Annotated in this window: 18 protein-coding genes and 4 pseudogenes; 6 read left to right on the top strand and 16 right to left on the bottom strand. The window is 69.7% G+C overall.

Translation table 11 applies throughout. The annotated features are described in order from the left end of the window. Positions 1-266: 266 nt before the first annotated feature. From OHA17_RS34470 to OHA17_RS34485, 4 genes are all read left to right on the top strand, one after another. Positions 267-1,211 carry an ABC transporter ATP-binding protein gene (locus OHA17_RS34470; RefSeq protein WP_406509739.1) on the top strand — a complete coding sequence of 315 codons (945 nt, stop codon included), beginning with the start codon at positions 267-269 and terminating at the stop codon, positions 1,209-1,211. Continuing rightward, a complete protein-coding gene (locus OHA17_RS34475; RefSeq protein ID WP_406509740.1) occupies positions 1,208-2,023 on the top strand; it encodes an ABC transporter permease subunit in 816 nt (271 codons plus the stop codon). The genes OHA17_RS34470 and OHA17_RS34475 overlap by 4 nt, the downstream gene beginning before the upstream one ends. 64 nt (positions 2,024-2,087) lie before the next feature. Next, the gene (locus OHA17_RS34480; RefSeq protein WP_406509741.1) at positions 2,088-3,305 is read left to right on the top strand and encodes a sensor histidine kinase; all 1,218 of its coding nucleotides are present in this window, start codon (positions 2,088-2,090) and stop codon (positions 3,303-3,305) included. 4 nt (positions 3,306-3,309) lie between these two features. Then, positions 3,310-3,972, top strand: a complete 663-nt coding sequence (locus tag OHA17_RS34485; protein WP_398874855.1) for a response regulator — start codon at positions 3,310-3,312, stop codon at positions 3,970-3,972. Between the two features lie 689 nt (positions 3,973-4,661). Here the strand turns inward: OHA17_RS34485 and OHA17_RS34490 are convergent. Continuing rightward, positions 4,662-4,880 (bottom strand): annotated as a pseudogene (locus tag OHA17_RS34490) (transposase); the annotation flags it as partial. Positions 4,881-6,402: 1,522 nt separating this feature from the next. Here OHA17_RS34490 and OHA17_RS34495 point away from each other — a divergent pair. Continuing rightward, positions 6,403-6,672: a hypothetical protein gene (locus OHA17_RS34495; RefSeq protein ID WP_406509742.1), complete on the top strand. Its 270-nt coding sequence runs from the start codon at positions 6,403-6,405 to the stop codon at positions 6,670-6,672. Between the two features lie 3 nt (positions 6,673-6,675). Here the strand turns inward: OHA17_RS34495 and OHA17_RS34500 are convergent, their stop codons facing one another. The 10 genes and pseudogenes from OHA17_RS34500 to OHA17_RS34545 all read right to left on the bottom strand — a co-directional run bounded on the left by OHA17_RS34500 (position 6,676) and on the right by OHA17_RS34545 (position 18,337). Further along, positions 6,676-7,035 carry a hypothetical protein gene (locus OHA17_RS34500; protein ID WP_406509743.1) on the bottom strand — a complete coding sequence of 120 codons (360 nt, stop codon included), beginning with the start codon at positions 7,033-7,035 and terminating at the stop codon, positions 6,676-6,678. A 166-nt stretch (positions 7,036-7,201) separates the two neighbouring features. Next, entirely contained in the window at positions 7,202-9,088 is a 1,887-nt protein-coding gene (locus tag OHA17_RS34505) for a putative Ig domain-containing protein (protein WP_406509745.1), read from the bottom strand. 959 nt (positions 9,089-10,047) lie between these two features. Beyond that, positions 10,048-11,139 (bottom strand): annotated as a pseudogene (locus OHA17_RS34510) (pyridoxal-phosphate dependent enzyme); the annotation flags it as partial. 110 nt (positions 11,140-11,249) lie between these two features. Next, the gene (locus OHA17_RS34515) at positions 11,250-11,669 is read right to left on the bottom strand and encodes a Fur family transcriptional regulator (protein ID WP_406509746.1); all 420 of its coding nucleotides are present in this window, start codon (positions 11,667-11,669) and stop codon (positions 11,250-11,252) included. Beyond that, complete coding sequence (locus tag OHA17_RS34520; protein ID WP_406509747.1) at positions 11,666-12,511, bottom strand: metal ABC transporter permease; 846 nt, start codon at positions 12,509-12,511, stop codon at positions 11,666-11,668. The genes OHA17_RS34515 and OHA17_RS34520 overlap by 4 nt, the downstream gene beginning before the upstream one ends. Further along, the gene (locus OHA17_RS34525; protein WP_406509748.1) at positions 12,508-13,404 is read right to left on the bottom strand and encodes a metal ABC transporter permease; all 897 of its coding nucleotides are present in this window, start codon (positions 13,402-13,404) and stop codon (positions 12,508-12,510) included. The genes OHA17_RS34520 and OHA17_RS34525 overlap by 4 nt, the downstream gene beginning before the upstream one ends. Further along, complete coding sequence (locus tag OHA17_RS34530) at positions 13,401-14,300, bottom strand: metal ABC transporter ATP-binding protein (RefSeq protein WP_406509749.1); 900 nt, start codon at positions 14,298-14,300, stop codon at positions 13,401-13,403. Before OHA17_RS34530 ends, OHA17_RS34525 begins: the two co-directional genes overlap by 4 nt. Beyond that, positions 14,297-15,295, bottom strand: a complete 999-nt coding sequence (locus OHA17_RS34535) for a metal ABC transporter solute-binding protein, Zn/Mn family (RefSeq protein ID WP_406509750.1) — start codon at positions 15,293-15,295, stop codon at positions 14,297-14,299. The genes OHA17_RS34530 and OHA17_RS34535 overlap by 4 nt, the downstream gene beginning before the upstream one ends. A 606-nt stretch (positions 15,296-15,901) precedes the next feature. Next, positions 15,902-16,049, bottom strand: a pseudogene (locus OHA17_RS34540) (transcriptional regulator); the annotation flags it as partial. Between the two features lie 302 nt (positions 16,050-16,351). After that, positions 16,352-18,337: a heavy metal translocating P-type ATPase gene (locus tag OHA17_RS34545; RefSeq protein ID WP_406509751.1), complete on the bottom strand. Its 1,986-nt coding sequence runs from the start codon at positions 18,335-18,337 to the stop codon at positions 16,352-16,354. Between the two features lie 94 nt (positions 18,338-18,431). Here OHA17_RS34545 and OHA17_RS34550 point away from each other — a divergent pair, with 94 nt between their 5' ends. Then, positions 18,432-18,815 (top strand): ArsR/SmtB family transcription factor, encoded by a 384-nt coding sequence (locus OHA17_RS34550; protein WP_406509752.1) that lies wholly within the window; start codon positions 18,432-18,434, stop codon positions 18,813-18,815. Positions 18,816-18,843: 28 nt separating this feature from the next. Here OHA17_RS34550 and OHA17_RS34555 read toward each other — a convergent pair whose 3' ends face one another. The 5 genes and pseudogenes from OHA17_RS34555 to OHA17_RS34575 form a co-directional block, all read right to left on the bottom strand. After that, positions 18,844-19,080 carry a hypothetical protein gene (locus OHA17_RS34555; protein ID WP_406509753.1) on the bottom strand — a complete coding sequence of 79 codons (237 nt, stop codon included), beginning with the start codon at positions 19,078-19,080 and terminating at the stop codon, positions 18,844-18,846. A 97-nt stretch (positions 19,081-19,177) separates the two neighbouring features. Next, positions 19,178-20,152 carry an APC family permease gene (locus tag OHA17_RS34560; RefSeq protein WP_406510888.1) on the bottom strand — a complete coding sequence of 325 codons (975 nt, stop codon included), beginning with the start codon at positions 20,150-20,152 and terminating at the stop codon, positions 19,178-19,180. 64 nt (positions 20,153-20,216) lie between these two features. Beyond that, positions 20,217-20,621 (bottom strand): annotated as a pseudogene (locus tag OHA17_RS34565) (alkaline phosphatase family protein); the annotation flags it as partial. A gap of 95 nt (positions 20,622-20,716) precedes the next feature. After that, the gene (locus OHA17_RS34570) at positions 20,717-21,673 is read right to left on the bottom strand and encodes a hypothetical protein (protein ID WP_406509754.1); all 957 of its coding nucleotides are present in this window, start codon (positions 21,671-21,673) and stop codon (positions 20,717-20,719) included. Between the two features lie 368 nt (positions 21,674-22,041). Beyond that, entirely contained in the window at positions 22,042-23,313 is a 1,272-nt protein-coding gene (locus tag OHA17_RS34575) for a hypothetical protein (RefSeq protein ID WP_406509755.1), read from the bottom strand. Positions 23,314-23,325: the final 12 nt, after the last annotated feature.

A 23,325-nucleotide genomic window follows, 5' to 3' on the forward strand; every position in this document is an offset into this window, starting at 1 on the left:
GCGCGGCAAGCCTGAATAGCCGGCGACTTGCCCGTGTGCGGAACAAGCCCTCGCCGACGAAACCGCCGGGGAGGCGGCCCCAATCGCCGCAATGCCTGCGTAGGGGCCGGGCGCGTACATCAGCGGGTGTAGGCGCGTTCAATCCCGGGGTGCACACAGGGTGTCGTGATGTCGGTCCGTGGGCCGTCGTGGCGGCGGGGAGCCCGGCCTAGCGTGGGCAGCGTCTGTTTCGGACTCCCGATGCCCTTTCCTGCAAGGACCCTTTCATGATCGAAGCCCATTCCCTCACCAAACGCTACGGCGAGCGCACCGCCGTCTCGGACCTCAGCTTCACGGTGCGACCCGGCATCGTCACCGGATTTCTGGGGCCGAACGGTGCGGGGAAATCCACCACGATGCGGATGCTCCTCGGGCTCGACGCCCCCACCTCGGGACGTGCGGTCGTGAACGGCAGGAGTTACGCCGAGCACCGGGCGCCGCTGCACGAGGTCGGCGCGATGCTGGAGGCACGGGCCATCCACACCGGTCGCAGCGCCTACAACCACCTCTTGGCCCTCGCCGCCACCACCGGTATCTCGGCGGCCCGAGTGAATGAGGTCATCGACCTGGTCGGCCTGCGCGAGGTGGCCAAGAAGCGCGTGGGCGGCTTCTCGCTCGGCATGGGCCAGCGGCTCGGCATCGCCAGCGCACTCCTCGGCGACCCGGCGACGGTGATCCTCGACGAACCGGTCAACGGCCTCGACCCCGAGGGCATCCTGTGGATACGCAACCTTCTCAAGGGCCTGGCCGCCGAAGGGCGTACGGTCCTGGTGTCCTCGCACCTGATGTCCGAAATGGCGCTCACCGCCGAGCACTTGATCGTGATCGGACGCGGCCGGCTGATCGCCGACACCTCCGTGGCGGAGTTCACGGCACAGGCCGCCGGCGATGTGGTGCGGGTCCGGACCGCTGAATCGGAGAAGCTCCGCGAACTCCTCGCGGGTCCGGGCGTCACGATCGGCTCGCAGGAGCCGGGGGTCCTCGAAGTGACCGGCCTCAGCAGCGACCGGATCGGACGCATCGCGGCCGACCACGCCATCGCCCTTGCCGAGCTCACCCCGCAGCAGGCCTCCCTCGAAGAGGCGTTCATGGAACTGACCAGGGACGCCGTGGAGTTCCAGGCACCGGCGCCCGACCTGGTCGCCGCGGGCAGTGAAGGAAGTGCGGCATGACGACGGCATCCATCATCCCCGCCGCGGCCCGCGGCGAGGTGACCCAGGTCCGGGTGATCCACTCCGAGTGGATCAAGCTGCGTTCGCTGCGCTCCACCCTCTTCACGCTGCTCGCCGCCGTCCTCGCGATGATCGGCCTGGGCCTGCTGTTCAGCTACTTCACGGCCGACCGCTGGGCTCACCTGCCCGCCGACGAGAAGGCCCACTTCGACCCGACCCTGGTCAGCCTTCGCGGCTTCTACCTGGCTCAGCTCGCCGTCGGCGTCCTCGGCGTCCTCGTCGTCAGCGGCGAGTACGCGACCGGCATGATCCGCGCCTCGCTGTCCGCGGTGCCCCGCCGTCTGCCCGTCCTGTGGGCCAAGGCGCTGGTGTACGGCGTGGTGGCATGGGTCCTGACGACGGTCGCCTCGCTCGTGGCGTTCCTCATCGGCCAGGCCGCCATGTCCGGCCACCATCTGGGAACTTCGCTGAGCGCACCCGGCGTGGTGCGGGCGGTCCTCGGGGCCGGGCTCTACTTGACGGTCGTGGGCCTGCTCGGCGTGGCCTTCGGGGCGCTGATCCGTAACACGGCAGGCGGTATCGCCACCGTCTTCGGCGTGCTGCTCGTCCTGCCGGTACTCGCGGAGGCCCTGCCGTCGTCGTGGTTCCAGAACATCAACCCGTACCTGCCGAGCACGGCAGGACAGGGGCTGCTCCACATCCACCAGGAGCCGCATACGCTGGCCCCATGGACCGGGTTCGCATTCTTCTGCCTGTACGCGCTGATCGCGCTGGCCGGAGCGGGAGTGGCGCTCAAGCGGCGGGACGCCTGATGAAGCCGGCAGCGGGCTCACCCGCCGGTGACGCCGTTCGCCGGCGACCCTGCCCGGCACGGTCATGACTTACGCGTATGCCACCGCCGCGCGGCGGTGGATGGAGCCGTGGCGCGCACTTGTGGTGCGCGCCCGGCTGCGGGCCCGTGCCCGGCTCTCTCCGCGCGCGGTCGACGCGCTGTTCGCGGCCGCCGTCTTCCTCGCCCTCACCGGCATGGCACGCCGGCCGCTGCACGACCACCCTTGGACCATCGTGGGCTTCACGGCCCCCATGGTGGCGCCGCTCGTGTGGCGCAGGCGGGCACCGTTCGCGGTGTTCCTGACGATGTCCGCGGTCGCGTTCGCCCAATGGCTCGCAGACCTGCGGCTCCCGGCGGACATCGCGCTGCTCATCGCTCTGTACACGGTCGCCGCGTACGCCGGCAGGCAGCGCACCTGGCTTTCCATCGGCGTGCTCGAAGGCGGGGTGCTCCTGGCCGCGATCCGCTGGGCGCCCGACGACCGCGGAGCCGAGACGTTCATCGGCCTCTCCGCGATGGTCGTCGCCGCCTCGGTCATCGGCATCAACATGCGCGGCCGGCGCGCCGCGATGGCCCTGCTCGAAGAGCGCGCCCAGCGCCTGGAGCGCGAGCGGGACCAGCAGGCACAGCTCGCCGTCGCCGGGGAACGCTCCCGGATCGCCCGCGAGATGCACGACATCGTCACGCACAACCTGTCGGTCATGGTGGCACTCGCCGACGGCGCGGTCTTCGCACAGGACCGCACCCCGGAGCTGGCCACCACGGCCATGCGCCAGGTCTCCACCACCGGACGCCAGGCGATCACCGACATGCGGCGCTTCCTCGGCGTACTGCGCGCCGACGAGCCGGACGCCCTGCGCCATCCCATGCCGGCCATCGCGCAGTTGGAACCACTGGCCGACCAAGTGCGTGCCGCGGGGCTGCCGACCTGCTTGACGGTCGACGGCGATCCGGCGAGCGCGCCCGCCGCCGCCCAGCTGACCGTCTACCGCCTGGTCCAGGAAGCCCTCACCAACACCCTCAAGCACACACCGCCGGGCACCAGCGCGTCCGTGTACGTGAGCTGCGCCGACCAGAAGATCACCGTCGACGTCACCGATGACGGTCCCGGAACCGAGTTGCCCGCCGCCACGACCGGTCACGGGCTGCACGGAATGCGGGAGCGGGCCGCTGCCTACGGCGGCGAGCTGACGGCCGGGCCGCGCCCGGGCGGCGGCTGGCAGGTCCGCGCGGTACTCGCCCTCAACCAGAACGAAGCGTGACCGCATGCCCATTCGTGTCCTGCTCGTCGACGACGAGCCCCTGCTGCGCATGGCCTTCACCATGGTGCTCGACGCGCAGACCGACATGGAACCCGTCGGCGAGGCAGGCGACGGCGCCGAGGCCGTCCGGCTCGCCCACGAGTTGCGGCCCGATGTCGTACTGATGGATGTGCGAATGCCCGGCACCGACGGCATCGAGGCGACCGAGCGCATCGTCGCCGAGTCACCGCATTCGAGGGTTCTCATCCTGACCACGTTCGACCTCGACGAGTACGCCTTCGCCGGACTGCGGGCGGGCGCCTCGGGCTTCCTGCTCAAGAACGCACTGCCGCAGGAACTGCTCGCCGCGATCCGCAGTGTGGCGGCCGGCGACGCGGTCGTCGCGCCCCGCATCACGCGGCTGCTCCTGGAGAACTTCGCCCATCAACTCCCCGCCGCCACCGACCCCGGCAAGGACGACCGGCTCGCCAGGCTCACCGCCCGCGAACGCGAAGTGCTCACGGAGGTCGGCCGCGGGCTGTCCAACTCGGAGATCGCCGCCCTGCTGCACCTGGCCGAGGCGACGGTGAAGACCCATCTGAACCGGATCCTGGTCAAACTGGAGCTGCGCGACCGGGTCCAGGCCGTGGTGTTCGCCTACGAAACCCGGCTGGTGCGGCCTACCTAGCCGAGAGGCCAGAGAGCCTGCTCGGTAGGTCACGGGTGAGCTGGGGGCCGAGAGCCCAACGCCTGAGTGTGTCGTTCACGGACTCGATGGGCTGCAGTGTGGACTTGAGGAGGGACTCCCCTTGCGCTTCTCTCCCGCTCGAACGAGGGCCGCAGCTGCTCGATGTTTCGGCCTGTAGGCATTTGCTTCTCGGGCCATCCTGTTCCCCCCGGGAGTTGATCCTTCCTTGCGGTCGGACGACCGGGATATCCCGGACCCCGACGGGGTTTCCACGTTCCGCACTGACAAGATGCGACTGGGGTGGGCGCCTCCTCTACCCCGGGACCGGTGGTGTCCTGCCCTCGCCGGCGAGTCCACGAGGGTCACCTGGCGCCCTTCCGCGCCGGGTCCTGAAGCCGCCGCTTGCATCACCATCGCGCAGCTGGTCAATCACGAGGCATAGCCGGAGCTTCGCGTTCGCTCGCCCGTCCAGTCTTCCCCTTTGCTTGTTGCCTCCCGACGGCCAGGAAGCTCTTGAGCGTGATCGTCCAGCTTCACACCCCGCCGTTACCAGCGATGCATGTGGACGCAGGGGACAGGCCGTGGACACTGGCCTGGGCCTTATCAACTCCCTTCTGTTGTCTTGCCACTTGATCAGTGCGACCTCGTGCCGCACCCCGCCACTTGATCCCGTCGTCCACGAGTTACCGGATGGCATCGAACACGGCCCGGTGGCAGCACCGCTCCGGCCGGCCGCCCCGGCCACGCATCCAGCCCGGCACCGGCAGCAACAGGCGGACCACGGCCCACTCCCCGTCCGTCATGTCCGTCGGGTAGCAGGGCTGCCGCGTCCCCTTGTCGGCGGCGTTTCCGAACCGGTGAGCCAGACAGTCACACTCCCAGGCGACCGCACTGGACTGCCCGGCCATCGGCACGCAGAACTGCTGCACCAGGGCCTCCTGCTGCTCGGTGATTCGACACCAACGAGCTGTTCAGGAGGCCCTGTTCATATGCGCCCACTCCCCGCGACCACCCGATCGGGACTCCTCTTCGACTTCGACACGCATCTCTCAAGATCGAAAAGACAACAGCTTCTTAGATTCGGCGGGTGGGGTTACTAGGTTGGGCTCCTAGGGACTGTCCAGCGAATCAGGAGGCTCATCGGATGCTCCCCTACGGCCTACAAGGGCCGGCTACCAGGCGTCGCTGGGAACTGGACCCAGCAGCCAGTGTTTCGTCTGGAACGGCTCAGGAAGTAAGACGCTCGAGGTCGATGGCTGGTGCAAGGTCTGCGCCGCTAACCGCGCCACCGTCCACGTCGTCTACAGCGGTGGTGCGTCGACGAATGTCCCGAGCGGCACTTGCGCAGAGGGCGATATCTACCAATTCGCCATTAACCCGTAGGAGAACCCGCCGCTGTCCTGATCGAAGCAGCCCCACCGCCCTCGGCTGGGCGGTGGGGCTTCCCGTTCCGGTTCCACGCCCCTCGACCCCGCCCACCGCCGCGGAGTCGACGGCCCAGGATGCCCGCCTGGTGCGGATCATGCGGTGCGGGACGGGGTCGTTGGTGACATTTCCGGAGGCGCTGACTGTGCTGCCGTCGGCGCAACGCGTGCCGGTCGCAGTGGCTGGTCCGCACCATTGGTTGCTCCTCTGGGCTCGATAGTCTCACTGATGGAGCTGGATGGGCTGGCAGAGAATCGGGCCGAAGCAGCCTGGCTAGGACCTGGGAGGCGGGCTACTTGTCACAGATGCCCCATCAGAAGCCTTCGTGTCACCAGGCCGAGGCATGACCCGCGATGACCTCGCTGACATACTCGGCGAGCAGACCGCGGCATGTGGCCCCGCACGTGATGCTCTGCTCGCAAGGGGTGACGTTGTCGCCTGGGACGGCCTACTCCCCGCCAACCGGCATGCAGGTACGTGCGGGATTCGGCTGCGCCACACCTTGAGGCGCGGCCATACCGTCGGGTGGCTTGCCACTACCGTCGACATCCTCAGGGCAGCAGGGGAAGAGCTTCCCTGTGTCGCCGGATCAACGCTGCTCTTGCCGAAAACTCATCCATCGAGGTCAAGCCGCTGTTGGTACTCGTGGAGAATGCCGCCGAGGCGGTCGCGGCGGCAGATATCCAGGCGGGTGATTTCCTGCGGATCGGCGATCGCCGTGGCTGTCGGTGCCGTTGCTCGGCCTCATCGGCTGCGCCTTGCTGGGGATCAGCCTGCTGAGCGATCTGTACTTGCGGTACGTGAAGGAAGGGCTGCGGCCCCTGCTGATCGCCTCGGGGGGGGGGCTCGTCGTGCTGAGCCTCGTCGCGGCGCTGCGCACGCGGGAGCGCACAGCGGGCAGGAGGAGCGCGGGCACGAGGAGGGCCAGGGGGATGACGAGGGCCACGGGCACTCGCATCCCGCAGCCGGCCCCAAGACAGCCTGGGTGCTTGCGCTAAAGCGTCATTGAAGGGCCGTACGGTCCGTCTCACCGGTTTCGTTGCCCCGGGGAACGCCGCCGCCTGGCAGCTCAGCCGGATCGTGGTCAGCTGCTGTGCGGCGGATGCCCGGGTGCTGAAGGTCGAGGTTCACGGGATCGCGGCCGCGCCCGCCGACAGCTGGGTCACCGTCACCGGAACGTGGCGGCCCACCGCCAAGGCCCCGGCTCTAGACGCCACCGGGATCGAGCACATCGCACACCCCAAGAACCCCTACCGTGACAGCGCGCGGCTCTGAGCTTCAGCCGATCTCCAGCGTGACGGTGTAGCTGCCCTGTCCCGGACGGCAGGGCATCGCCTCACCACAGGAGTTGCGGTGCGCGAGGATGTGCGCCGTGCCGGTGCGGCGGGCGGTGAAGTCGGCGGCCGCGACACCGCAGCCGGCCCCTGGTCCGCAGGTGCCCGTGGGGGTGCTTCCGCCCTTGCCCACGGGGTCGAGTATCTGAGGGTCGGAGCTGGCGGGTGTGGACCAGTACGTACTGTGCAGACGGACCAGGACCGGCGCACCAACGTGCACTCTGACGACCTTGCCGGCGGCGTGTTCGTCGAGGGTGACGGGTTGCTGCGGCGGCATGGTGGCGGTACCCGTACCGGAGGTCACGGGAGGGTGCGAACTGCCGGACCGGGAACAGCCGTTGACCGCACCGACCGCCAGGGCGGCGGCCAGCATTGTCGCGAGAAGACGAACCCGTCGAGGAGCCACGGAGCCTCCGGAAGCGAAGAACGCGGGGGCGGACCGTCCGGTCCGCCCCCGCAACGGCGACCCGTCAGGAGACGGTCACGTCGTCGTAGTAGGTGTAGGTCGCGTCACCAGGGTAGTTGTCGTCCTTGCTGGTGAGGGTGAGCGTGTAGCTGTGGCCTGCGGTCAGGGATCCGGAGGCCGACTTCCAGCCCGCGTTCAGGGTGCAGGTCTTGGCGAGGACGGTGGTCGTCGTGCCCGTGGTGTTGTCCTTGAGGGTGGCCGTCGCCCAGTCGTACGTCACGGTGTCGTTGCAGGTGACGTTGTAGGAGAAGGAGACCTTGGAGCTGCCGCTCGGCGCCGTGAAGGTCTGGGCGACCGAGGACGTGTTGGTCGGGTTGGCCGAGCCGAGCATCGCGCCGTAGCTGCCGCTGTGCGCCGCTGCGCTGGTGGCCGAGGTGCTGCCGCTCGCGGTCCAGCCGGACAGGCTGTCGGCTTCGAAGCCGCCATTGGTGACGCCCCCTCCGCCGGCGGCGGAGACGGTCCAGCCGAACGACGTGCTGCCGGAGGCGCCCGTGGAGTCCTTGGCCGTCACGCTCACCGTCGAGGTGCCGACGGTGGTGACCGTGCCGCTGATCAGTCCGGTGGAGGAGTTGATCGACAGGCCTGCCGGGAGACCGGTGGCCGAGTAGGTGAAGGTCTGTCCACTCGCCGAGTCCGAGGCGCTGACCTGCAACGAGACGGCGGTGTTGACGGTGCTGGTCTGGTTGCCCGGGTTGGTGACCGTCACGGTGTTGCCGGTCGATCCGCCGCCGACGATCGGGTGCGAGATGGCGCAGGCATTGGTGTCGTTGGACCAGCTGGCCTGCTCGGCGAAGGTGCCGGTGCCCATGGTCACGTTGGCCGCGCCGCCGGTGGTGCCGGGGTTGAGCCAAGCGCACTCGTCGGAGTTCTCCTGGCCGTCGTAGGAGCTGCCGGTGTGGTTGGTCCAGCCGCCCGCCGGATTCTGGTCCGACATCATCTCGTGCCACTCATGGCCGAGCGTCATGGTGTAACCGTCAAGCGTTCCAGGCGAGTTGACGAAGCCGACGCCACAGCCGGAGCCCGAGTCGATGTTGTACGGCTGGTTGCTGAACGCCACGTCGCCGTAGGGCGAGTTGACCGCGCCGCCGGTCAGGGTGCTGTCGCCGTTGTAGTCGTGCCAGGCGCAGTACTGGCCCTGGTAGCTGTCCGGGTTGGTGCCGTGCGGCGACAGGATCACGTAGTAGGCGTCGCGGTTCGAGGCGGCCGTGGTGTTGCCGAAGTGGGCGGCGGCGTTGACGGCCTCCTGGCCGAGCTGGTGGCCGGAGGCTGCGCTGGGTGAGGCGGCCGCGTTGTCGTACCACACGCCGGACAGCACGCCGCCGCTCTGATACGGGACGAAGTTGGCATTCGAGGGGCAACTGGTCGCGCCCGACGCCACGTTGGGGCCGTCGCACCACTGGGTCAGGTCGGCGGACCACAGCTCGTTGCCCGTGCCGATGCCCTTGAACATCTGCTGGGTCGCGCCTGCAGCGCCGGCCGAGTCGCCCGAGAACTTGGCGTTCCCGTTGCTGTCCGTGCTCTGCGTGCCCCACTGGGTTCCGTAGAACACCAGGTAGACCTTGGAGTGGCCGCTCTGGACGCCGATGCCGTCGATCCCGCCGCCGTAGGACAGCGTCTCGGGGCCGGTCGCCACGTTCGGCGCGGCGTGCTTGGCGTCCCACGCCTTCATCTTGGCGTTCTGCTGCGCGGTCGGCACAACGCCGTGCCGGTAATTGTGCTGGTAGGCCGGGCTGTACGGGTTCTTGACGGAGTGGCTCTGGGCCGACTCCGCGGCCGGGGCGGCCGTCGCCTGGGGTGCGGCAACGGCGATCACGGCGCCGGTGACGAGGGACAGCGACGCGAGGCCGGTCAGGGCTCTTCGTGCCGTGCCACGTATGTAGGGGGTACCCATGTGTAGGGGGATTCCTCTCTCGTGCAGATCGCTTGGCGCCGGTCGGCACTACGGTCTGCGGTCTGAAAGCGGGCAGCGAGGGGCACATCGGTGGCTCGGTGACTCAATGGTGTTGCGGTACACCGGAGTTGGGCGGTGGTACGGAAGAGGGGATGCCCGCGGAACGGACGCACCGGAGCACCCTGGCCGCTGAGGCGCCAGGGGCTGGTGTGGTAACTCCGTGCGGGTCCTTCCGACCTGCTCCGGCGGGAAGGTGGAACCAACCGCGTTGTGATGACACGGGTGTTGGCTGTGTTGCGTACTGCCGTGTGCTGAGGGTGATGCGCCGGTCGCTGCGCGGAAGCCAAGCAGAGTTGTCGCGCCACGGTCAATCAATGGACTGCAGCTTGCCCGTCTCTTGACGGACACCTGCGCCGCCTTGACCGTGCCGGGCCGAAATCTCTACCGGCGCATGGGTGGCGGCAAGCGGTTGCTCCCGTGGCGGGATTCCATCGGTCCGCGCACGGTGTCGACTTGAGCCAGATCAAGTGCTACTTCCTCTAACTGGACCGAGCACAGACAACCAAGCTCGCCAAGCCGATCCACACGGACGATGGCGACATCACCGAGGCGGCAACCCAGGCCACTTGGGGTCAGCGGAACCATCACACTGGGCCACTATCAGGACTTCACTCTCGACTTCGCGCAACTCCAGGGCGAAACCGGCGAGTTGATGTTCAAGGCGCTGCAGGCCCACTCCACCGGCGACGTCGTTCGCTCGGATCGACACGAGCGGTCCCGGACGGCCCCGAGCCCCAGCGCGCGACCTCGGCACCTCACCTCACCGCCCCCGACACTCGAAGCTCCAGCCCAGCAGCCAAGGCACCCGCCACGACTTCCGGCAGCACGAGCGACTCCACCGCCCGCGCTCTCGGCATCGCCGGACTCACCGCCGGCACCCTCGGGCTCGCCGCGGCTGCCTACGCGTTCCCCTGGGTGCGTGCGACAGGGCGGGGCCGCGCAAGGCGTTCCAGTGCATCCAGCCTCTGCATCGCGGGCCCCGGGAGCTGGGCCAGCAGCACGGGCCGGCTCCTGCTGAACGGCAGGCCGCCCCGTACGAGTTCGCCGAACAGCTCGTCGACGATGTTGAGCGAGCCCTCGATGTGCAGTGCGGCGTAGGCGAAGGGGCTGCGCAGGTCGACGACGAGCGGGCGGTCGCGGCCGATCCACGCCGGGGCGTCCTCGACAGCGATGTCGGTGGCGGAGGCCAGCTCGGCGTCGGAGAGGTCGGCGACGGAGTTCTTCTGCGGCGGGCGGCCCAGCAGTTCGGGGCGCCGATCGCGCACATAGCCGAGATAGCCCTCGATCCGGTCGCACACGATGAACACCGCGCTCCTGCGCTCCTGTTCACCGCCCTCATCCCGCAACGCCAGTCCGGCATCGACTCCGCGCAGATGGCGGACAGCCCCGAAATAGGCGGCTCCGCCCGTCGGGCCGGCCAGCACACCGCACCTGCGGACCAGCGTCAGCATCCCGTCGATGGCCTGGTCGGAGGTGACGGAGGCGATCGTGTCGTACACGGCAGGATCGAACAGACCGACCTCCTGCACCTCGTCAAGGGTGCGGATCCCGGGTACGAAGTCCGACTTGTGTGCCACGAGCCCCACCACCGTCACGTCCGGGGTGTGCTCCCGCAACACCGTGGCGACGCCCGTGGACGAGCCGGCGGTGCCCACGCAGGCGATGAAACAGTCCGGGGCACGGCCGTCCAGATCCTTGATGATCTCGGGCCCGGTGCCTGCTGGATGCGCCTGGAAGTTGAGCGCGTTGAAGTACTGATCCGTGTAGAGGTACGAGCTGCCGGGCCCGATCAGCGTCTGGTGGAACAGGGTCAGCGGATCCTCGGTGTTGGTCGGATCGAGGCACTCGGTCTGCCCGGGCAGCTCCTCGACCTCCGCACCCAGCAACAGCAACAGGTCCTTGGTCTCCGGGATCCGCATCCGGTTGGTGACGGTCTTGAACGGCACTCCGTGCATGCCCGCCAGCACGGCCAGAGCCTTGGCGGTGTTCCCGTGCGCCCCGCGTAGGGGAGGGGCTGGATGGCAAGGACAGGGACGGCTTTAAGGAGTGTGATGGATGGGGGGCCGGAGTGGAGTCGCTCAGCGGACTGGCTCGTCGGCGGCTATCCGGCGCGGCAGTCCGGGCAGACGCCGGTGAGTTCCACGGTGTGCTCGACCTCGGAGAACCCCGAGGCGGCCGTGATGCGTTCGGCCCAGGACTCGACGTCCTCGGCATCGATGGGCATGCCCAGGCCGCAGGTTCGGCACAGCAGATAGTGCCGGTGTTCGGCGGCGGGCCGGTGCCGGAAGAGCCGCTCGCCCACTCTCGTACGTACGACGTCGGCGCGGTCGGCAGCCGCGAGGGCGCCCAGGGTGCGGTAGACGGTGCTCAGGCCGATGTGCGAACCCGATGCCCTGAGGGAGGCGTGCAGCGTCCGGGCGCTGACGAATCCGTGTGCTTCGGTCAACGCCCGGAGTACGGTGGCGCGTTGGGCGGTTCTGCGGCCGAGCAGGTCCGCGTCGTCGGGCGGAGTGGTCATCATGCCGCTGCCACCAGCCTCGTACGGAGCCGGGTGCGGGGACGTACCACGGCGAGCGCGACCGCGTAGACGGCGGTGGCCACGGCCATGATGGTGAAGCTGGGCGGGAGTTGGGGAACGGCGTAGCTGAGGGCGAGCCCGGCCCACATGTCGGCCACCGCGAGGCCCGCCGACAGGGCGAGCGCGCGATAGGGCCGGTCGGTGAGGCGCTGGGCGGTGCCCGCCGGTGCGGCGAGCAGACCGAGCAACAGCAGTGAGCCGACGGCTTGCGTTGCTTCGGCGGCGGTGGCGCCGGTCAGGGTGAGGAAGACGATGCCCAGGGTGCGTACGGGAACGCGGCGGGCAGCGGCCACCGCCTCGTCGATCGAGGCGAACAGCAGGGGCCGGGCCACAGCCAGCATCGCCAGGCAGATTCCAGCCGCGACGGCCGTCGCCAGCCAGGCTTGCTGGGCCGACAGGCCGAAGATCGAGCCGAACAGGACGGTGACGCCCGCCGTCCCGTTGGCGGCGCCGCGCGACGTCGTATACAGGGTGAGGAAGAAGGCGCCGAGCCCCAGGATCCACGAGAAGACGTTGCCGATGGCCACGTCGTCCGCCCGGCCGCGCTTGCCGAGCGCCCCGATCACCACCGCCAGGAGCACGGTGGCCGCGAACAGGCCGAGCCGCAGGTCGTAGCCGAACGCGAGCGCCGCGAGCGCCCCGGTGAAGGCGACGTGGCTGAGCGCGTCGCCAGTGAACACCTGGGCGCGCAGCACCAGGAAGTAGCCGACGAGCCCGGCCGCCGGCGCGATCGCCGTACCCGCGAGCAGCGCGTGGAGGAAGTAGGGGTGGGAGAAGGCGCTCATGCCGCACCTCCCGGCAGCGGTCGGCGGCGTCCAGCGGCGAGCAGGCGGCCCAGGCGGGCGGCAAGGTAGACGGCGAAGGCGAAGGTCGTCACGTAGAACCCGATCGGATACGGGGAGTAGTACGCGGTGATGAGACCGCTCCAGGTCACCGCGACAGCGATCGCCACCGAGGCGAGCAGGCTCACGGCGGGCCGGGCGGTGATCTGCTGTGCGGTTGCGGCGGGCATGACGAGCAGGGCGAACACCAGCAGGGTGCCGGTGATCTGGCCGGCCTCGGCGGTCGCGGCCCCAAGGAGCACCAGGAAGGCCACGGCCAAAGCCCGCACGGGTACCCCGCGCGCGGCGGCCACGTCCGGGTCGACGGAGGCGAACAGCAGCGGCCGCCCGATGCATGCCAGCACGCCGAGGGCGAGTGCGCCCACCACGGCCAGGACGGTCACCTGGGTGGTCGTGATCCCCAGGAAGCTTCCGAACAGCAGGGAGTTCACGCCGCCCAGGAACCCCTTGTAGAGGGAGACGAAGAGGAAGCCGCAGGCCAGCAGGAACGCCTGCACGGCTCCGGTGAGCGCGGATTCCTGGCCGCGCCCGCCTTGTCCGGCCCGTGCGATGGCGGCTATCGCGAGGGCGCCGCCGATGCAGAAGGCGAAGTAGCCGAATCCGGCGCTGATGCCGAGCAGGGTGGCGCAGGCCGCGCCGGGGAAGCTGACCACGGCCAGGGTGTGCCCGGCGAAGCTCTGCTTGCGCAGCACCATGTACCAGCCGATGACGGCGGCCAGGACGGCGACGACGGTTCCGGCCCGGAAGGCGTTGACCATGAAGGGGAACGCCCAGATCTGCTGGAGGTCGGTAAGCGGGTTCCACGACCAACCGGCGTTCGCGTCAGCCCAGTTCATGGTGCGTGCCGATCGGTGTGAACGGCCGGCGCCTCCGGCTGACCGACGACCACCAGACGCCCATCACTGGTCCGCAGTACCTCGACGGGCACCCCGTACAGCCGCGTCAGGGTCTCCGTCGTGATCACGTCCTGGGGGCGGCCCGTGACCGCGCCGCCCTCCGCGATGTACACGACCCGATCCAGCCACGGCAGTATCGGGTTCACATCGTGGGCGACCATCACCACGCTCACCCGCTCCTCGCGGCAGATCCGCCCGATCAGAGCCGCGACCGCTCCCTGGTGGGACAGGTCGAGGCTGTCGAGCGGCTCGTCCAGGAGCAGCAACTGGGGCCTGCGGACGAGGGCTTGAGCGATCAGCAACCGCTGCTGCTCGCCGCCCGAGCACTCACCTATGGGGCGATGCGCGTATCCGGTCGCACCGACCAGGTCGACGACCTCGGCGACGCGTTCGCGCTCAACACGCCGCCTTGCGGACAACCGGGCCGGCAGGGGCACGCCCCACCGGTCGCCGTCGAGACCGAGCCGCACGATGTCGACGCCGCGGATGCGCAGGCTGGCATCGAAGCTCCGGCGCTGCGGAAGATAGCCGACGCGGTGACTGGCTCGGCCCGGAGCCTCGCCCAGTACCCGCACCTCCCCGGTGGCAGCCGGCAGGAGGCCGAGCAGCACCTTCACCAGCGTCGACTTACCCACGCCATTCGGGCCGAGCACGGCGGTGAACTCCCCGGCTCCGACGTCGAGATCGACTCCGGACCACAGCGCACGCCCGCCGATGCGCACCCCTGCCCCGCGCAGCGACACGACCGCCGGGGCTGCATCGCCGGACCGGCCCTGCGCCGGAACCCGCTGCCTCACCACGTCACTCACCCGCCCGGCGGGGTCCACGGCGGTCACCGCTTCCCCGTGGCCTGCGCCAGCGCCTTCTCGATGTCCGTCAGCTGGCGCACCTGCCAGTCCTGGAAGGAGGCCCCGGCCGGGGTGAGCGTCTCGGTCACCGTGGCGACCGCGATGCCCGCCGCCTTGGCCGCCTTGACCTGGGCCGCGACATCCGGGGTGGAGTTCTGGCTGTTGTAGACGTAGACCTTGATCTGCTTGTTCTGGATCTGCGCGTCGATCGCCGACTTGTCCTTGGCGGTCGGGTCGGTCCCCTCACTGATCGCGTCGAGGAAGGACTCCGGGGTGAGCATCTTGAGACCGAGCCCGTCGGCGAGGGGCGTGACGATGGACTCGGAGGCGCCGATCGGGGTGCCCGCGTACTTGGCCTTGATGTCGGCGACGAGCTTGTTGTACGGGGCGAGGGTCTGCGTCTCGTAGGTCTTCTTCTGCGCGTCGAAGTAGGCGGCGTCGGCCGGGTCGAGCTTCTTGTAGTCACCGGTGATCCTCTCGATCACTTTGTGGACGTCGTCCGGCGAGTACCAGCGGTGCGGATTGCCGCCGGGCTTGAGCCCGACCAGGTCGCCGACTTTCAGGTCGGTGCGGCCGCTGCCGGGGTTCGCGGAGAGGAGCTTGTCGGCCCAGGCGTCGTAGCCGATGCCGTTGACGATCGTGTACTGGGCGGAGGCGACGGTACGCCCGTCGGCGGCGGTCGGCTCGTAGTCGTGCGGATCGGCGTCGGGATTGCTGATGATGCTCTTCACGTCCGCATGGCTGCCGCCGAGCTGCTGGGCGACGCTGCCCCAGAAGTTCTCCGCCGCCACCACGTGGAGCACCTTGCCCGACCCGCCCTTGCCGCTGTCAGCACTGCCCGACGCCGCGGCATTGTCCGAGCCAGAACCGGAGCCGGAGGAGGTGGAGCAGGCACTGAGGGCGGCGAGTGCCGTGACAACCACCAGGCTTCCGGCGGCAGTTCCGGTATGGGCGCGGGCACGGCCGGATATGTCGGTACGCATGGCAGGGATCTCCTCGGCGGGCGGCCGGACCCTGCAGACGGGCAGGGTCCGACGGAGCGGGACATCTCCACGCTAGATGGAAACGATTGTCACCACCATGACTGGATCACGCTTAATGAAAACCATTACCGTTTCTTGACTGCGGCTTGCCCCTGCGGTTCTGCCCGCGCCCTCGGTATCGCCAGGCCGGCCCTTGGTGTACTCGGCCTCAACGCAGTGGATCGACCCGTCGGGCCGTGCCCACACGCGCGCGAATCGCTGCACGACACCGAGAAGCGGATCCGTCTCTCCTGCGTAGGCGACCGAGTCCGCTGCACCGCCGTACCTGCGCGCGGGCTGTCCCTCCCATGCCGCGGGCAACCGTCAGCCCGGTCGACGATGAGCTCACTCTCCGCCATGCGCGCCTGCGAGCCGGCCCCGTCGAGGCCCGCGCGGTGGACCAGCGGCTCCGGCCCCGGAGGGGCGTGGTCCGGAACCGAGAGCGGTATCGGGTGCGGGGGCGGTGGCCAGTTCCGTGATCGGCCCAGGATTAGAGGGATTTCCTTGACGCTGCCGTCCTCGTGGCGCACGCAGAGGTATGGCGGCTTGCTGGGCCCGATGGTCATGCCGCTCCGCCTGTTCCAGCTCCCCAAGGGCCTTGTCCCGGTTGCCGTCCCAACAGCCACGCACGCGCAAGATCCATGTGGTGGTGGCCCTGGCGCGCGTTCGGCAGTCCAGCGACCGGATTTGGGCTGGTGCGCCGGTTGAGGTCCAGGTGGTGATGTCGGCGGCGTCGGGGTTGTTCATCCGGCTGCGCCAGCCGGGGCGGCCGCCTCCCTTGCGGCCTTCGGCGGAGGGCTGGATGACGATGACGTTGGCGCGCTCACAGGCGTCCGGGCAATCGGGGCGGCGGACATAGCGAGACGCCCAAAGTGGTGTACAGATCGGCGAGTTGGGCTTCGTGGCCCAGGTGAGGGACTTTGGCCGGGTTGCCGCAGCGGCAGCTCCGGCAGACGGCGACGGTGGGCCGGGCTGTGCCTGCCTGCGCGGTGGAAGCAGCCCGTCGGGTGCGCTTGCTCACTGGGCACCGTCGGTGTCGGCGCGCCTCCAGGCCGCATCGCGCAGCAGGCGCAGGCCGTTGAGGCCGACGATGACGGTGGAGCCCTCATGACCAAGGACACCGAGCGGCAGCGGCAAAGTGGCGACGAGGTCCCAGATGACCAGGCCGGTGATGAACGCACTGGCGATGACCAGGTTCTGGACCACCAGGCGCCGGGCCGCACGGGCCAGGGCAACGACCCTGGGGACGGTGGCGAGTTCGTCGCGGACGATGACCGCGTCGGCGGTCTCCAGGGCGAGGTCGGAGCCAGCGCGGCCCATGGCGATGCCGATGTGGGCGGCGGCCAGTGCCGGGGCGTCGTTGACGCCGTCACCGATGACCAGCACCTTGCGGCCTCGGGCCTCCAGACGGCGTACGGCTTCGACCTTGTCCTCGGGCAGGAGACCGGCATGGACCTCGTCGCCGGTGATGCCGGCCTCGGCGGCCAGGCGGGCGGCGGCGCGCGGGTTGTCACCCGTCACCAGTATCGGGGTGCTGCCGGTCAGCGTGGTCAGGGCGGCGACGGTCGCGGTGGCATCTGGACGCAGCCGGTCGGCGATGCCCAGCACTCCGACCGGGACGCCGTCGCGCAGGACCAGGACGGCCGTGCGGCCACCGTCCTCCAGGTCGGCCGCGACCTCGGCGGCGCAGGCCGCGCCGGTGCCGTCGAGGAGGCGGGCGGGTGAGCCGACCGCGACCAAGTGACCACCGACGAGGGCGGTGACCCCGACGCCGGGAGTGGAGGTGAAGTCGCGCAGGTCGGCGATGGCCAGGCCGCGGGTGCGGGCGCCATCGACGACGGCGCGGGCCAAGGGGTGTTCGCTGGGGTGCTCGGCGGCGGCCGCCAGCGCCAGCACGGCGTCCTCGGTCAGCCCGGGGCCGAACAGGGGGCGGATGTCGGTGACGCGGGGGGTGCCCTCGGTCAGAGTGCCGGTCTTGTCGAGTGCGACCGCATCGACCTGCCCGAGACGCTCCATCACCACGGCGGACTTCACCAGCACGCCGTGACGTCCGGCGTTGGCGATCGCCGACAGCAGCGGCGGCATCGTCGCCAGGACCACCGCGCACGGCGAAGCCACGATCATGAAGGTCATCGCCCGCAGCAGCGAGGCGGTGAGGTCCGCGCCGAACGCGAGGGGGATCAGGAAGACGGCCAGGGTCGCGAAGACCATGCCCAGGCTGTAGCGCTGCTCCACCTTCTCGATGAACAGCTGGGTGGGCGCCTTGGTCTCGGAAGCCTCCTCGACCATGTCCGCGATCCGGGCGATCACCGAGTCCGAGGCGTCCCGCTCGACCCTTACCCGCAGGGCGCCGGTGCCGTTGAGCGTGCCGGCGAAGACCTCGTCCCCGGTCTCCTTCGCGGCCGGCAGCGGCTCGCCGGTGATGGTGGCCTGGTCCACCTCGCTGGCCCCGGCGAGGACGCGACCGTCCGCGCCGACCCGCTCACCGGGGCGGACCAGGATCGTGTCCCCGACCACCAGGTTCTCGGTCGGGACCGTCGCCTCGCTCCCGTCGTCGGCCAGGCGGGTGGCGACGGTCGGTGCGAGGTCGAGCAGACCCCGCACCGCGTCCTGGGTACGCGCGGTGGCCAGGGCCTCCAGAGCGCCGGAGGTGGCAAAGATGACGATGAGCAGCGCACCGTCCATCACCTGACCGATCGTGGCCGCGCCGATCGCGGCCACGATCATCAGCAGGTCCACATCCAGGGTCTTCTCCCGCAGCGCCATCAGCCCCGCCCAGGCCGGTTCCCACCCGCCGGTGACGTAGGTGGCGGCATATAGCGGGCCCCATGCCCAGGCGGGCGCGCCGGTCGGCTGGAGCGGCAGCGCGATCAGGAACAGCACCAGCGCCGCGGCAGCCGAGCGCGCCTCCGCCAGGGCGAACACCCGGGTACGGCGCTTCGGCGCCGTACCCGAAAGGGCCGGAGCTGCCCGTCCGGGCCGCTGGAGCAGGTCAGAAGGCATGACAAAGCAACCCTTCAGGGCGGAAGGCGGCGACACATCCACCATACAGGAACACCTGAACAGTTCTTCATATGTGCTCGGTAGGATGGGCGCCATGGGTCATGGAGCCGACGACAAGAACCCCGCCACCGCCCGCGAGCGCCTGGATGCGGCGGGAGCCACTGATGTCGCCGCTACCCTCCAGGCCCTGGCGACACCCTCACGGCTGTACATCCTGGCCCGTCTCCAGGAAGGCCCCTGTGCGGTCGGCGACCTCGCCGAGGCCGTGGGCATGGAAGCATCCGCCTGTTCCCACCAGCTCCGCCTGCTGCGCAATCTCGGGCTCGTCGCCGGAGAGCGGCGGGGGCGTTCCATCGTCTACGCCCTCTACGACAATCACGTCGCCGAACTCCTGGACCAGGCCCTCTTCCACGTCGAGCACCTGCGCCTGGGCCTGCGCGACGCATCCACCGAGACGGGCAAGTACGTGGTCCCGTAGCGGGCCGGTATCACCTGCTGGCCGATGACTACCGCTGACGGCTTTCGAGCTGGTGCGGAACGCGGGCGGCCCGGAGCTCTTTGAGGTCCGGGATGTGGTTGTAGACGGTCCCGACGGAGACACCGGTCAGGGCCGCGATGGTCTCGATGCTGTTCTCCGGGGTGGGCAGCATGTCGCGGGCGGCGCGCAGCGGTTTGTCGTTGACGACGGTGGGCCGGCCGCCGACGCGGCTGCGGGCCCAGGTGGTTGTCAGTCGCGGTGACACCGGAAGTGTCAGTGACTGGCCGCCTCGGCCTTGACCTTCCTCAGGCCGTAGACGGTGGCCCCGAGGATGAGGACGGCAGCGCCGGAGATGGCGGTGCTTACGGGTAGGGCGAAGGCGAGGGCTGCGCAGCCCGCCAGGCCGATGAAGGGGGCGAGACGGTTGGGCCGCCGTCTCCCTCGGTGAGGGTCCAGGCGGAGGCCTTGACGATGGCGTAGTAGGCCAGGACACCGAAGGAGGAGAAGCCGATCGCGCCGCGTACGTCGGTGGTCGCGGCGAGCAGGGCGACGACGGCACCGACGGCCAGTTCGGCCTGGTGGGGAACCCCGAAGCGTGGGTGGACAGCGGCCAGCGCGTGGGGCAGATGCCGGTCGCGGGCCATGGCCAGGGTGGTGCGGGAGACTCCGAGGATCAGTGCGAGCAGCGAGCCGAGGGCGGCGACGGCGCCGCCCATGCGGACGACGGGCACCAGCCAGTCGGCGCCCGCCGCCCGTACGGCGTCCGGCAGCGGGTCGGTGGCGTGTGCCAACCCGTCCGGGCCCAGCAGGGACAGGACGGCTACGGCGACGAGGGCGCAGACGGCGAGGGTGATTCCGAGGGCGGTCGGGATGGCGCGCGGGATGGTGCGGGCGGGGTCGCGGACTTCCTCGCCGAGGTGGCGATGCGGGCGTAGCCGGCGAACGCGAAGAACAGCAGACCCGCGGCCTGGAGCACCCCGCCGACGGTGGCGGTCCGGCCCGATGCCCAGCCGGGCGGTGTCGGCGCCGGTGGAGGTCAGGGCGGTAACGGCAACGGCGGCGAGCGCGGCCAGCACGATCGTAACGATGGCGCGGTTGAGGAGGGCGGACTTCTGCACCCCGCCGTAGTTGACCGCGGTCAGTGCCACCACGGCGGCCACGGCCACCGCATGGGTCTGGCTGGGCCAGAGGTAGGAGCCGACGGTGAGGGCCATGGCCACGCAGGAGGCGGTCTTGCCGACCACGAACGCCCATCCGGCCAGGTAGCCCCAGAAGCCGCCCAGGCATTCGCGGCCGTAGACATAGGTGCCGCCGGACTGCGGGCAGAGGGCGGCCAGAGGCCAGGCCGAGTGACTGGTCGATGGTGCGCAGCAGGCCGTACTGGTCGGTGCGTTGGCTGGATTTGTAGCCGGTCTTCACCGAGTGTTGTGAGCCGATCAGGACAGTGGGCACGTGGTTGGGGTAGTGGGGGCCGAAAGTTTTGGTCGCTCCTTCGTCCCAGGTGACGATGAGCAGTGAGCGCTGTTGGGTCCAGGCCGGGGAGTTGAAGATCGTCGGCAGGGTGTTCTTGAGGTAGTTGTCGCCTGCGGTGATGCCGCAGCCCTCCATGTCGTTACAGCCGTCGGCGGCGAACCATACGAAGTGGGGGGTCGTCGAGGCGGACTTGAGGTCGGCGTCCATGCTGGTCTGCGGCTGCCAGTGCGCCTGGCAGTAGGCGCTGTCCGTCTTCATGCCCTTGAAGTAGTAGAACGGCGTGTCGTCGGGCTGGTAGTTGCCGCTGTCCTTGGCGTAGCAGTTGCTGGGCATGTTCTGGACGTATGACTTCCAGGTCTTCCCGGCTGCCTCGACCCGGTTGTCCAGGTGGGGGGCATCGATCGCGATGGTGCTGATCGAGTCGCCGGTCAGCCCGTACAGTCCGCCCGCTGCCAGGGCCACACATAGTTGGGGTCGCTGGGGTGGCTGGTGGCGTACGACTGGGTGAGTACGGTGTTGGCGTTGGCGAGCTTGTTGATGTGTGGGGCCTGCGCGGTGTTGCCGATGATGTCTTTGTAGTTCTCGTTCTCCATGTAGACCACGAAGACGTGGTCGTAGCGCGGCACCGTGGACGGCGGTGGGCTCAGGACCGGGGCCGGTACCGGGGTGGAGAGGGTGAGTGAGAGGTCGTCGGCGTAGCCGTCGGTGGTGCTACCGCCGGACCAGGTGAAGGCGAGTGCCACCTTGATGGTGCGGGTTCTCGTGGGCAGATTGCCGCTGGCGGTCTTGCTGAGGAGCTTGGTGGTGTTGGCTCGGTCTGTGTTGGTCACCGGGCCCAGCGTGGTGGTGCCGAGGGTGTGGCCGGATCCGTCGAGGAAGGCGCCGCTGAGTGTGACGCGGTCGTTCTGCGAGGCGTAGCCGCCGAGCCAGCCCGACAGGTGGTAGCCGACCTGGCCGGTGTCGATGACCGATGCTGCCGAGGAGACGTCGACGTTCTGGTTCAGGCCGGCGTTTCCGGTCGCCCCGCCGGTGAAGAAGCTCTTTCCTCGGGTGGGAGGTCCGGGGGCACTCGTGGTCGGGGAGCCGTCGGCCGCGCCGTAGCACACCACGTTCGGCTCGCCGCCGGTGATGGTCCAGCCGGGCACGGTCATGCCGTCCAGGCCGCTGGGCGAGCAGATGGCCGCCGACTCGCCGCCCGGGTCGGTCAGCAGGTTGCCACTGACCGCCGGGGCGACCGCGGTGGCTGCCGGGCGTGAAGCCGCCGGGCCTGCCTGGGGAGTAGCAGCCCAGGCTGTGGCCGTGGCCAGGCTGACGACGCTGAGCAGAGCGGTCGACAGAACGACGAGCGGAGTCCGTCGCAAGCGGGGTTGGGGGCGTAGGTGCATCTCTGTCTCCTGACAGGAGGGGGACACAGGGTCCGATCCATTGGGCTAGCCCAATCAGGACGAGGGTGCACGGTGCAGGTGACCGATCTAATGGTCGCACTCAGCGCCGGCGTCGAGCCTGCCAGGGCAGCCCGTAGCAGGGGCAAGCCCACCGGTGGTCACTCGCGCCTGCTCCCTGTACATCCGCGGCCACCGCGACTGGCCAGCCCGGGGCAACAGCGGGGCCGTCGAAACCATTGCCGCCGGCTCCAAACGCCCACGGGAGTCCGCGGCTCGCCGGCCTGTGTGCCGGGGCGGCGCGGCTCTCGGCACAGCCCGGCACACGGCGCCCGTCGGCCGGGCGGGCCGGCCGGCCGTCACGTGGTCTGTCAGCCCAAGTCCGCCAGGAGGGCGTTCAGTTCGCTCTCCTGCTGCGCCGGCGGCAGCGGCGGGTTCGGGTGGTCGATGCCGAAGGTCTTGAGCACCTTGTCCATCTGGGCGTCGATGGAGGTCCAGCCGGTGTCGTCCAGTGGCTGCAGCGAGTCCTGGTCGGCATCCCACAGGTCACGCAGCGACTGGGCGGCCGCGTGGGCCCCGGCCGCGTCCCCCGAGCGTGCGTCCTTGAGCGAGGTGGACGCGAGGGTCCGCAGCGCTCCGACCTTCGCGGGCGGGAAGTTCTTCACCGCCTGGCCGGGAGCCAGCTGGACGGCGGAGGTGGCGTCGGTCTCCGGCGCTGGGCCGACGTGCGGCTGACCGTGGGCCCACGCCAGCAGGGCCGCCGTGGCGACGGCCAGCAGTCCGAAGCCGGCCAGTGCAAGGCGCTCCCGCGGGTTGCTGTTGGCCTGTTCGGCGTGGGTCGCCTCGTGGGTCTCGGTCACATCCGAGCGCGTCACCGTCAGATAGACCACCGTCGCCAGGATCAGGCCGAGGAAGATGAGGCTGGTGGTGAACGTGCCCAGTGCGAGACCGGTCGGGTCGCCCGGGTTCTGGGCGGCCTTGGGGGAGGCGAGCCAGTCGCCGATGTTGGCGCCGAGCGGGCGGGTCAGGATGTAGGCGAGCCAGAAGGACAGCACCGGGTTCGCGCCGAACCGCCACAGCGCTGTGATCGCCGCGATGAGGCCGAGGGGCAGCAGCACGGAGGCGCCCGGGCTCCAGCCGGTGAGCTCCAGAGTCCAGTCGCCGGTCGCGGTGCCGAGCGCGAAGGTGACCAGGACGGTCAGCCAGTAGAACGACTCCCGCGATGACGTGGTGACCGAGTGGATCGACAGCGTGCGCTCGCGCAGCCACCACACGCCGAAGACCGCCGCGAGCAGCACCGAGAAGACCGCGGAACTGATCCACAGCGGCACGTTCAGCTGGTCGGTCAGGATGTCGGTGTACAAGGTGCCCGTGACGCTGACAACGACCACGGTCAGCCAGTAGGGGAACGGGACGTACCGCTTGAGTCGCAGCTGGACGGCCAGGGCCACCACGAAAACCCCGGTGAAGATCCAGGCCGTGTTCACCAGGCCGACGCCCAGTTGGGTGTTGATCCAGTCGGCGAAGCTCTCACCGACCGTCGTGCACAGGACCTTGATCACCCAGAACCAGATGGTGACCTCGGGGACCTTGTTGAGCATGAGCCGCCCGCTGCGCGTGCGTGCTTCGGTTGTCGTTGTCATGCAGGGAGGTCT

The sequence above is a fragment of the Streptomyces sp. NBC_00212 genome (assembly GCF_045206365.1).
Classification (GTDB): domain Bacteria; phylum Actinomycetota; class Actinomycetes; order Streptomycetales; family Streptomycetaceae; genus Streptomyces.